Here is a 1,350-nt window from a genome sequence, read left to right on the forward strand (position 1 = left end):
TTCCTTCAGGTCCGACAACCAGAAGGTGCGCCGCTCAGCCGGCCCGGGGAAGCAGCCACAAATTACACGATGACTCGAGAATACGGCGGCGGCTATTCGTCCGTTCCATTGAGCCAAAGCAGGCGCGATCAGCATGCTAAGAGCAACGGCGGCGAGTACCGGTTGACCGAAGTATGCTGGCACCAGGTCCGTTCCAAGGGTTTGGCTGACCAGCAGAAGCGCGAACTCACCACCATGAGCCAAGAGCAACGCCACGCGCGCGGATGTTCGGCCGCTCACGCCCGTGGACCGGACCAACAGGAAGACGACTCCGAGCTTGATCGCGAGAAGGAGCGTGAGGGCTGCGAACGTCGTCCCCGGTTGGGCCAGCACAACACGCCAGTCGATCATCATTCCGACGGTCAGGAAGAACAGCCCCAGAAGCAGGTCTCTGAAAGGCCGAATCTCCTCCTCGAGCTGGTGCCGAAAGTCGCTCTCTCCGACGGCCATCCCAACAATGAAGGCGCCAATCGGCAGGGACAGATGGAGCGCCTCAGCAGCGACAGCGCCTCCGAGGACGAGCAGCACCGTCGCCAGCAGGAACAACTCGTTCGAGTGGGATCGCGCGGTCCAGGCGAGAATACGGCCCAGCGTCGGACGCGCAAGAAGGGCGACTAGCAGAAACACCGCAATGCTCATGCCAACGGCCAGCAGCGTCCCGAGAGTGCTTCCGGTGCCGCCGTGGAGCGCCCCTACAACAGCGAGGAGCGGCAAGGCGGCAAAATCCTGGAAAAGCAGGAAACCCGTAGCCAACACCCCGTGATGGGTCGCCACCTCATCCTGATCGATCAACTGCTTGTGGACTATGGCTGTGGAGGACATCGCTAGCGCGAATCCAATCAGGAGCGACGGCAAAACGCCAACTCCTGCCCAAATCCCGAGAGGAGCCGCCAGGAGCGCCGTGGTACCTACCTGCACGCTGCCAAGGCCGAACACGACCCGACGCGCCTCCAACAGTCGCTTGAACGAGAATTCCAGGCCCACGACGAACATGAGGAGTGCTACGCCCACTTCGCCGAGAACTCGGATGTTCTCGGTCGCGGGCAGCAGGTTCAAACCATGCGGTCCAATTGCGAGGCCTGCGCCTAAGTAGCCGACGATGGGTGAGAAGCGGAGCCTTGAGATAGCCGCCACTGCCGCGAACGACGCGAGGGCAAGCACGAACATGATGCCGAGCAGATGGTGAAGCATCATTGCACAAAGCGGAACGCTTCCTCAGGTTGCATCCTCAGAAGTAAGCGTGGCGTGAGGGCCGCCTTGCCCGTTTGGCCGTAGCCGGGATGCTTATCGTCTTTGACGAGGGCGCGGGCG

1 protein-coding gene is annotated in these 1,350 nt (G+C 61.9%); it reads right to left on the minus strand.

Annotated elements, in window-relative coordinates; all coding sequences use genetic code 11:
- Nucleotides 1-1,230, minus strand: a 1,230-nt coding sequence (locus ACH0BU_RS18060) for a cation:proton antiporter domain-containing protein (RefSeq protein WP_500264480.1), incomplete at its 3' end; no start/stop codon positions are given.
- Between the last annotated feature and the right edge of the window lie 120 nt (nucleotides 1,231-1,350).

This window comes from Sphingomonas olei (assembly GCF_045369765.1).
In the GTDB taxonomy this organism is placed as follows: Bacteria; Pseudomonadota; Alphaproteobacteria; order Sphingomonadales; family Sphingomonadaceae; genus Sphingomonas; species Sphingomonas panaciterrae.